The organism is Qipengyuania huizhouensis, assembly GCF_019711635.1.
Taxonomy (GTDB): Bacteria; Pseudomonadota; Alphaproteobacteria; order Sphingomonadales; family Sphingomonadaceae; genus Qipengyuania; species Qipengyuania huizhouensis.
The window spans coordinates 107,317-117,500 of sequence record NZ_JAIGNT010000006.1; the positions used below are offsets into that span (position 1 = coordinate 107,317).

Here is a 10,184-nt window from a genome sequence, read left to right on the forward strand (position 1 = left end):
CCCATCGTATTCGAACGGTCGCCCGTCCGTGTCTGTCGTGCTCAGAACTTGAGCGAGACGTTGACGAAGGCGCGGCGTCCCACAAACGGATACTGCGACGCTGCTACAACCGGACCAAGCATCGATATCTGACCACCGTTGCGCACCGAAACACGCGGCGGACGGGTATCGAAGATGTTGCTGACACCCGCGGTAAGCTCCGCACGACCGTCGGCGATTTCCTGGCTCAACGAGAAGTTGTGATAGAAAGTCGCGTCCGCGGTGAGGTCAGGACAATAGGTGCCATAGACTGGCAGGTCGTCGCTTGGATCGTCCGTACCCTGGTTATTGAAGGAATTCAGGCACGGGCCGCCGTAACGATCTTCGAAATCCTGCTGGTCCGACGTCGCCCCGATCAGGTTCACGCCATAGAACACGGTCAGACCCGACGGATGAGCCCAGGTGGCACGGAAGTCGGCAACCCACTTGGGCGATCCGGCTTCTCCGTTGCTCGACTCCACCGGCGAGGTCGGAAGGAGCTGGAAATCCCTGTCGAGCTGGCGTGTTGCTTCGGCGCGCAACGTGAAGAGACCTGCATCGCCCAGATCGTGAGACAGATTGGCGGAGAAATCGATCCCCGAATTCTTCTGGCTCGCGATGTTGATGAACTGGTCGTAGATTTCATCGATCTGATAGACCGCAGTCGCATTCTGGCCGCGCGTGAACTGATTACAGAGCGGTTCGTTGGCGAAATCTTCCGAATCGTAGCACCCGAAAAGGATGTTCTGGGCACCCAGCTGCGAAATCTCGCCATTCACCTCGATGTCGAAATAGTCGACTGCGAAGCTGAATTCCGTATCCGGCAGGAATCCGAAATTAGGCGTCAGAACCATGCCGAAAGTCTTGGCCTTCGAGGTTTCGGCCTCGAGAATTCCAAGGCCGCCCGATGCGAACGAGGTCGCGGTGATACCTCCCCCCTGGTAGTCATCGGGGATTCCGTCTGCTGCGCAGTTGTCGGCCACCCGCTGCGAGGTGGTGCCGTTCTGCACCCCAGCACCATAGTTGATGCACGGATCGATACGCTGGTTGATGAAGCTCGTTTCGTCGGCAAGGAACTGCTCGAACAGCGCCGGTGCGCGGAACGAGGTGCCATAGCTACCACGGAAGCGTAGCCAATCCGTCAACGCCCAGTTGAGGCCGATCTTGTATGTAAAGTTGCCGTTATCCTCGTCCTGCACGCCGTCCGACCGGCGCGTTGCCGTCACGTTGGTAAGACGACCGGCGAGATAAAAGGTGAGGTTTTCGAAGAAAGGGCGATCGGCAAGCAGAGGGATGCTGAGTTCGCCAAACGCTTCGGTGGTCACGCTCTTACCGGCGGTAACACCGCCAGAGCTGGCGCCCCAGGCGTTGCCGGCGAGGGTAATGTCACCCGGTGTGTCCTCGATCTTGTCGCGGCGTGCCGTAATACCGGCGGCGAGACCAAGCGGTCCGCCGGGAAGGTCGAAGAGCTCGCCGGAGACGACTGCTTCGCCCGTCAGCTGGGTATAGATCGTGCGACCTTCTTCCCAGTCGAACAGGAAGCCGATCTGTTCCTGCGTCAGATTGCCGCGCAGGAATTCGGGATCCGCCCACGGAATGTCGATGCAGTTACGGCCCGAGATAGGCGTGACCGTCCCTACACAGGAGCTGTATTGGAAATAGCCCGTGTCATAGGCATCCTGCAGGATTTGCTGCGACCGGTAGCGTCCATCGCTCCGGCTATACTGGACATAGGCGTCATAATTCCAGTTTCCGACCGATGAAATATTGCCGCGAAGGCCGCCGACACCGCGATAGTAATCGACTTTCTGACTGTTGTCGGCCTGATTGGTGATCGCCGTAGGACTGATGAAGTTTACACCTTCGAAGCCATCGCCCCAGTAGTTATAGGAGTCTCCAGGACCAGTCCCATAGAGCTCTCCAGTCCATCCGAAGTTCCAGAACTGGCGCCAGCCATTCTGGTAAGTTTCGCGCCGGTTGAAAAGAAACTCGCCAAACAATTCGACTGCATCCGAAAGCTCGTAAGCCCCTTCGGCATAAGCAGTATAGAGGTCGGTTTCCGGAATTAGCGTCTGCTCTCCGGCATAGGGGTGGTAGGCATTCTGCACCGCCATGCTTTCCGAATTGTACCCGGTCGGGAAGAACCCTTCGGGTGCACCGAAGTCACCGGCGTAGGCTGGATCACCATAGGCAGGAATGCCGAGATTTCCGGCCGCCACACCATTTTGGTACTGGTACTGAAGCAGGACAGTGCTTCCATTGGGCGAAGTCTGGATACCCGTGTTCGGTCCGCCCGGCCCGTCAAGCCGCATGTTGTCGATCAGGTTGTAGGTCCAGATATGGCCCCAGCGCAGATCGTCACACATCGGTTGACCGGTGCGCGGATCGATCAGGTCGGCGCGGCCACCACTTTCGTCGAAAATGTACGACTCGGGGCAAGCCAGATATGCACGATCGTTGCGAGCCAGTTCGTTCGTATGCGAATAATCGCCGGCGATGGTGAAATGGCCGCGATCGAAGGTCTTGGTATAGGCCAGGCTGCCGCGATATTCCTCACCGCCGCTGTCGAAGGGCGCCGAAACATTGAAGTCCAGCGACAGGCCATCCTCGCGGTTGCCGGTGAAGATGTTTACGACACCTGCGATGGCGTCCGAACCGTAGATCGACGAAGCCCCGGTCTTCAGGATCTGGATGTCGTTGACGATCGAGAGCGGAAGGACGTTGAGGTCGAAGGACGACACTGCGCCGCGCGTACCGGCAGGGCCGGCCCGGCGTCCGTTGAGCAGAACCAGCGTCCGGTTCGGTCCGAGGCCGCGAAGGTCGATCGTTTGCGCGCCCGGGCCTCCGTTGGTTACGAAGTTGGACGATAGGGCTGCAGTGATCTGCGTCGAACCGGCAGCGACCGGCGAACTTTGCAGCGCGCTCGCAAGATCGAGCTTGCCTTCCTGCCTTGCGACTTCGGGGCTGACGATCGAGATCGGGTCGGGGCTATTGAACGGAGTTACCGACGTGATACGCGAACCCGTAACGACAATCGCGTCCGGTACAGCCGCCTCCTCGGTAGTGACGGTTACGGGAGCTTCTTCTTCACTCTCCGTTTCCTGCGCGTATGCGCCGCTGGAGAGCGCAATCGCTGCAAGACCGGCACCGGCCCTCAAAACCGAACGGCGCTTCGAATTCAAACTGCTTTGATGCATTAATGCCCCCAAATTATCTATTCTGCAGCGTCCATTGGTAAAGATGACATCGAAAGTTACAAGGACACCCCCTCTTTCCGCACTCCTCGAAGCTGCGGACTGCGACTTCTGCGCAACACCGACCTAAATCCTACCGTGCTCTCACCCCAATCGATCAGGTCTCGACCTGCGCCAGCAATTGTCTCGCACGGCTGAGATGAGGCCGGTCTAGCATCCTGCCCTTGTGACCGATGGTGCCGGCGCCCGGGTGGGCTTCGAACAGCGCCACGATCTCGCGGGCCTCTGCGATTTCGTCCTCTCCCGGGGTGAAGGCGGCGTTGATCACCGGGACCTGCGCGGGATGGATCGCCAGCATTCCGCGGTAGCCATCGCGTCTCACGCGCCCGGCGCGGGCGTTCAGGCCTTCCAGATTGCGGAAATCGCCGTCGATCGTCTCGATGGCGGGTACGCCCGCGGCCGCAGCGCCCAGCAGGGTCAGGCTGCGCGCCAGTTCATAGGTGAACGTGTATTGCCCGTCCGGCCCGCGGTTCGAAAGCGCCCCGATGGAATCGGCAAGGTCCTCCGCCCCCCACGTCATCGCCACCAGGCGGGGTGCGCCGGCATAGTCGCCGGTCGTGAACATCGCGGCGGCGACTTCGGTGACCAGCGCAATCACCGGTGTGGTTCCGGCGGGAACGCCATTCTCCAGCTCCAGCGCAGTCAGCATCCGGTCCAGCTCTTCGACGTCATGCCGCCCGCGCGATTTGGGAAGCATGATACCGCCCGGCCCCACGGGCATGATCGCATCGAGATCGTCCGCTGTGTGCGGACCGTCCAGCGGATTGACGCGCACCCATAGCCGCTCCCGCTCGGCTTCGCTGCGCCCGGACAGGAATGCGCGGATCGCTTCGCGTGCGCCCCCCTTGGCATCCTCCGCCACCGCGTCCTCGAGATCGAAGATCACGATATCCGCCTCGCCCTCGGCGGCCTTGGTCATCTTTTTCTCGCTGTCGCCGGGCGCAAAGAGCCATGATCGGTGGCGGGCGGGAAGGCGTGCTGCTTGGGTCACTTCGCAAATTCCTCGAATTGGTCTTGTGCCCTAGAGCGAAGGAGGGGCGGTATGGTCAAGACCGGGATGCTGCCGAATGCCATATGGAGAAGGTCCGAAGCACGACCGGCACCGGGATCCATGCAGGGATTGAAACGATTTCCCGTTTTGCTCGCTTGTATGGCGAAGGGAAAAATTATGGCGGCACGCGCATATTGGCAGGGGCAGATCAGGCTGGCGCTGGTTTCGATACCGGTGGAGATCTACTCCGCCACGAAATCGGGCGCCAAGATCCGCTTCAATCAGATCCACGAGCCGAGCGGCAAGCGGATTTCCTATGAGAAGGTGGTCCCCGGGATCGGCCCGGTGGACCGCGACGAGATCATCAAGGGTTACGAGATATCCAAGGGCAATTACGTGCTGCTCGAGGATGACGAGATCGAAGCGGTCAAGATCGAGAGCAAGCGCACGCTCGAACTGGTCCAGTTCGTGGACGCCTGCGAGATCGATCCGCTGTATTTCGAGAAGCCCTATTATGTCGCCCCGCAGGACGAGCTGGCGGAAGAAGCCTTCATCGTGCTGCGCGAGGCGCTGCGAAAGGCGAAAAAGGTCGCGCTCGGCCAGCTTTCTGTCCGGGGAAGCGAGAAACTCGTCGCGATCAAGCCCTGCGGCAAGGGCCTGCTGCTCGAAACCCTCCGCTATGCCGACGAGGTGCGTCAGGGGCAGGCATTCTTCGACGAGATCGACGATGCTAAACCCAAGAAGGAACTGCTGGATCTCGCCAATACGCTGATCGAACAGAAAAGCGCGCCGTTCGATGCGGGCGAATATGAAGACCGCTACGTCGATGCCCTGCGCAAGCTGATCGACAAGAAGGCGAAATCCAAGAGCAAGAAGGCGATCATCGAGGATGTGGACGAGCAGGATACGTCCGGCGGTTCGAATGTGATCGACCTGATGGCGGCGCTCAAGAAATCCGTCGGCGAGGACAAGCCCAAGAAGGCAGCCAAGAGCAAGAAGTCGGCCTAGCCATGGCGGGTGCGAAGGATGCCCTCGGCGAATACAACGCCAAGCGCGATTTCAAGCGCACTCCGGAACCTGCGGGCGAAAGCAAGGGGAGCAAGCACGGAAACCTCTTCATCGTCCAGAAGCACGATGCGACCCGCCTGCACTGGGACCTGAGGCTGGAGGTCGATGGCGTGCTGAAAAGCTGGGCGGTGACGAAGGGTCCCTCGCCCGATCCCGATATCAAGCGCCTTGCGGTTCGCACCGAAGACCATCCGATGTCCTATGCCGAATTCGAGGGAGTGATCCCGAAAGGCGAATATGGCGGCGGCACGGTGATGCTCTGGGACCGGGGAAGCTGGCAGCCGGTCGAAGGCAAGACCGCGAAGGACCTCGACAAGGGACATCTCCATTTCCGCCTCGATGGCGAACGGATGAAGGGTGAATGGCTGCTCATCCGCCTGAAGAAGAAGGCCAAGGAAAAGCGGGAAAACTGGCTGCTGCGCAAACTGCAGGACGAATGCGCCGAAGAGGGCGATGCGCTGGTGGAGCGCGAACTCACCAGCGTGCTCACCGGCCGATCCATGGCCGAAATTGCCGCGGACAAGGAAGGCGAATATTCGCTCGCGGGCAAAAAGGACGACGCCTTTCTCGCCCAGATGGAGAAGGCTTCGCAGCGAAACGCGAAAAAGGGCACTTCGAAGCGCCGCAAACCCGCACCGCTGCCGAAATACCGCAAACCCCAGCTCGCCACGCTGGTGGACGCGGTGCCCGCAGGCAATCGGTGGCTGCACGAAATCAAGTTCGACGGTTACCGCACGCTGGTCGCCGCGAAGGGCGACAAGGTCCGCATCTATACGCGCAACGGCAAGGACTGGACCGACAAGTTCGGCCCGCTGGTCGAGGCCATCGCCGGTCTCGATCTCCCTGCCTGCCTGATCGACGGCGAGATCGTCGCCTATGATGCCAAGGGCAATCCGGATTTCTCCAGCCTGCAGAAGGTGCTGAAGAGAGGTCACGGATCCCAGACCGGCTCCGACCGCCTTGCTCTCTACGCCTTCGACCTCCTCGAACTGGACGGCGAGGACCTCAAGGACCTGCCCAATGTCGAGCGCAAGGAACGGCTCGAAGCGCTTCTCGGAAAGGCCGAAGCGCCGATCCACGTTGCCGAGCACGTCCTGGGTGCCGGCGAGAAGCTCTACCGGGCCATGTGCGATGCCGGGCAGGAAGGGATCATCTCGAAAACCGTCGATGGCAGGTATTCCTCTCGCCGCAGCAAGTCGTGGGTGAAGGTCAAATGCACGCGGAGGCAGGAATTCGTCATCATCGGCTGGAAGAAATCTAGCGCGAAGGGTCGCCCTTTTGCATCGCTCCTTCTCGCCCAGCATGAGGGCGGCGAACTGATCTACAAGGGCAATGTCGGAACAGGCTTTGCATCGGACGATCTGGACAGTGTTTCAGCCTCGATGAAGCGCTTGATCCGCAAGACCCCTGCAGCGCATGTGGACCGCGCCTCGTCCCGCGGAGTGACCTGGATTACCCCCAAACTGGTCGCGGAAATCGCCTTTACGGAATTCACTGCCGATGGAAACGTGCGCCACGCAAGCTTCCTCGGCCTGCGCGAAGACAAGGATGCCGCCAGCGTCAAACCGGAGAAGGCGAAGCCCGGTCCGGCCGCAGGAAAGGCCGTCGAGATTTCCAGCCGCGACCGGGTAATCTTCCCCGACAGCGGCCAGACCAAGGGCGATCTGGCAGACTATTACGAAGTCATTTCCCCGCTGATGCTGCCCTTCGCTGCAAGGCGCCCGATAAGCCTCGTCCGCTGCCCTCAAGGCCGGGCAAAGAAGTGCTTTTTCCAGAAGCATGACAGCGGGAGCTTTGGCGACGCGGTTCACCACGTACCCATCCGCGAAAAGGACGGCGGGCACGAAGACTACCTGTATGTCGACGATCAGCGCGGACTGCTCCAATGCGTACAGATGGGTACGATCGAGTTTCACGGCTGGGGCGCGCGGTCGGATGATGTCGAGGCCCCCGACCGGATGATCTTCGATCTCGATCCGGACGAGGGGTTGGATTTCGGCGATGTGAAAAGTGCTGCGCGCGACATTCGCGATCAGCTTGCCGACCTGGGCCTCACCAGCTTCGCCATGCTGTCCGGCGGCAAGGGCGTGCACATCGTCGTCCCGCTCGCGACTGGCCACGATTGGGACCGGCACAAGGATTTCGCCCGGCGATTTGCGGAAGCCCTCAGCGTGGCGGAACCTGATCGCTTCACGGCGAACATGAGCAAGGCGAAGCGCAAGGGGCGGATCTTTATCGACTGGCTACGCAATCAGCGCGGTGCCACCGCCATACTTCCTTACTCGGCGCGTGCGCGATCCGGAGCTCCGGTGGCGGTACCGCTGGCGTGGAGCGAGCTCAAATCCATGAAGAACGCCCATCCTTTTTCTATCGACGACGCCCAGACCCTGCTCAAGCGTGCCCAATCCAAACCATTGAATGGATGGGGTTTCGCGGATCAGCGTTTGCCCGACCTCTAATCGGTCGCGGCCGTCGAAACCCATTTCGAACTGTTGATCGGGGGAATATAGAGGGCATGAATTCCACCTCTCGATTGCGCACGCAAAAACACCCTAGACCCGCCGCGCCTAAGGTGAAAATCGGAATCCCGATTAGAAAACCGTCCGGATACTGCCCGATTGGAGCAATAGATCCGAGCCGCAAAGCCTTGGTTTTTGTATGTTTCAGTGGTTGCGGGGGTTGGATTTGAACCAACGACCTTCAGGTTATGAGCCTGACGAGCTACCGGACTGCTCCACCCCGCGGTACCATATGTTTCGCCCGGACCTGTGATCCAGAGACGAAAAAGCCGCCGCTCGGTTCGCACCGGCAGCGGCTTTTGAAACTGTGAATGGGTTATTCCACATGCCCGCCGGCTATAATGCCTGGCGACGACCTACTCTTCCAGTGCTTGAGCACTAGTACCATCGGCGCTGTCCGGTTTCACGGCCGAGTTCGAGATGGGATCGGGTGGGTCACAGACGCTAAGGTCACCAAGCAATAGAGCTGGCGGACATGGGTTTAAATCGATGCACGATACTGGGCGTTTATCCGGCTAGAGTTTCCTCCACCTCAAAGACAACCAGCAGGGCTGTCGTTGATGGTATGGATCCTACAAGCGCGAAAAGAACTATTAGGACCGGTTAGCTACACGCATTACTGCGCTTCCACACCCGGCCTATCAACGTCGTGGTCTACGACGGTTCGAAGATACCTTATCTTAAGGGAGGCTTCCCGCTTAGATGCTTTCAGCGGTTATCCCGTCCATACATAGCTACCCTGCGGCACCCTTGGCAGGATGACAGGTACACCAGAGGTATGTTCACCCCGGTCCTCTCGTACTAGGGGCAACTCCTTTCAAGTATCGACGCCCACGGCAGATAGGGACCAAACTGTCTCGCGACGTTCTGAACCCAGCTCACGTACCACTTTAATTGGCGAACAGCCAAACCCTTGGGACCTGCTCCAGCCCCAGGATGTGATGAGCCGACATCGAGGTGCCAAACGATTCCGTCGATATGAGCTCTTGGGAATCATCAGCCTGTTATCCCCGGCGTACCTTTTATCCGTTGAGCGATGGCCCTTCCACGAGGGACCACCGGATCACTATGACCGACTTTCGTCTCTGCTCGACCTGTCGGTCTCGCAGTCAGGCATGCTTATGCCATTGCACTCTTGCAGACGGTTTCCAACCGTCCTGAGCATACCATCGCGCGCCTCCGTTACTCTTTAGGAGGCGACCGCCCCAGTCAAACTACCCGCCATAGAGGGTCCCTGATCCGGATAACGGATCTAGGTTAGACATCAGAAAACAACAGGGTGGTATTTCACAGGTTGGCTCCACTCGGACTGGCGCCCAAGCTTCAAAGCCTCCCACCTATTCTACACAATTCTTTCCTAATGCCACTCTAAAGCTGCAGTAAAGGTGCACGGGGTCTTTCCGTCTAACCGCGGGTACTCCGCATCTTCACGGAGAATTCAATTTCGCTGAGCATATCCTGGAGACAGTGGGGAAGTCGTTACGCCATTCGTGCAGGTCGGAACTTACCCGACAAGGAATTTCGCTACCTTAGGACCGTTATAGTTACGGCCGCCGTTTACTCGGGCTTCAATTCGGAGCTTGCACTCCTCCTCTTAACCTTCGAGCACCGGGCAGGCGTCACACCCTATACGTCGTCTTGAAGCCGACTTAGCAGAGTGCTGTGTTTTTGCTAAACAGTCGCTACCCCCTGGCCTGTGCCCCCTGAAAAGAGTTGCCTCGATCCAGGGCCTCCTTCTTCCGAAGGTACGGAGGCAATTTGCCGAGTTCCTTCAGGATACTTCTCTCAAGCGCCTTGGTATACTCTACCTGACCACCTGTGTCGGTTTCGGGTACGGTCTATAGTGAAGAGGCTATTTCCTGGAACAGCTTGGCTGCCCTCTCAATCCAATAAGAGAGAACAACTTCCACCATCCGTCACACATCTTCAGGCCCACGAATATTTACGTGGTTCCCATCGACTACCCCCTTCGGGCTCGTCTTAGGGGCCGGCTAACCCTGCGCCGATTAGCGTTGCGCAGGAACCCTTGGTCTTTCGGCGACAGGGCATCTCACCCTGTTTGTCGCTACTCATGTCAGCATTCGCACTTCCGATACGTCCAGCGTCGGTTACCCTTCGCCTTCACTCGCTTACGGAACGCTCCGCTACCGCTGCAGTAAACTGCAACCCTAAGCTTCGGTGCATATCTTTAGCCCCGTTACATCTTCGCCGCAGGAACCCTTATTTAGACCAGTGAGCTGTTACGCTTTCTTTAAAGGATGGCTGCTTCTAAGCCAACCTCCTGGTTGTTTTGGGATTCCCACATGCTTTCCCACTTAGATATGACTTGGGGAC

Annotated in this window: 4 protein-coding genes, 1 tRNA gene and 2 rRNA genes (1 of these 7 running past the window's edge); 2 read left to right on the top strand and 5 right to left on the bottom strand. The window is 59.0% G+C overall.

Features of this window, described 5'->3' with window-relative positions:
* Positions 1-41: 41 nt before the first annotated feature.
* Both K3180_RS07550 and K3180_RS07555 read right to left on the bottom strand, forming a co-directional pair.
* Complete coding sequence (locus tag K3180_RS07550; protein ID WP_221539570.1) at positions 42-3,176, bottom strand: TonB-dependent receptor domain-containing protein; 3,135 nt, start codon at positions 3,174-3,176, stop codon at positions 42-44.
* Between the two features lie 193 nt (positions 3,177-3,369).
* Positions 3,370-4,191, bottom strand: a complete 822-nt coding sequence (locus K3180_RS07555; protein WP_221539634.1) for an HpcH/HpaI aldolase/citrate lyase family protein — start codon at positions 4,189-4,191, stop codon at positions 3,370-3,372.
* 249 nt (positions 4,192-4,440) lie between these two features.
* On the opposite strand from K3180_RS07555, the gene ku reads away from it, so the two are divergent.
* Together ku and ligD are read left to right on the top strand one after the other, a co-directional pair.
* Complete coding sequence (ku, locus tag K3180_RS07560) at positions 4,441-5,271, top strand: non-homologous end joining protein Ku (protein ID WP_221539572.1); 831 nt, start codon at positions 4,441-4,443, stop codon at positions 5,269-5,271.
* A gap of 2 nt (positions 5,272-5,273) precedes the next feature.
* Positions 5,274-7,790, top strand: a complete 2,517-nt coding sequence (gene ligD / locus K3180_RS07565; RefSeq protein ID WP_221539574.1) for a DNA ligase D — start codon at positions 5,274-5,276, stop codon at positions 7,788-7,790.
* 208 nt (positions 7,791-7,998) lie between these two features.
* Here ligD and K3180_RS07570 read toward each other — a convergent pair.
* From K3180_RS07570 to K3180_RS07580, 3 genes are all read right to left on the bottom strand, one after another.
* Positions 7,999-8,075 (bottom strand) — tRNA-Met (locus K3180_RS07570).
* 118 nt (positions 8,076-8,193) lie between these two features.
* Positions 8,194-8,308 (bottom strand): 5S ribosomal RNA (gene rrf, locus K3180_RS07575).
* A gap of 115 nt (positions 8,309-8,423) precedes the next feature.
* A 23S ribosomal RNA gene (locus K3180_RS07580) occupies positions 8,424-10,184 on the bottom strand; it runs 1,031 nt beyond the window's last position.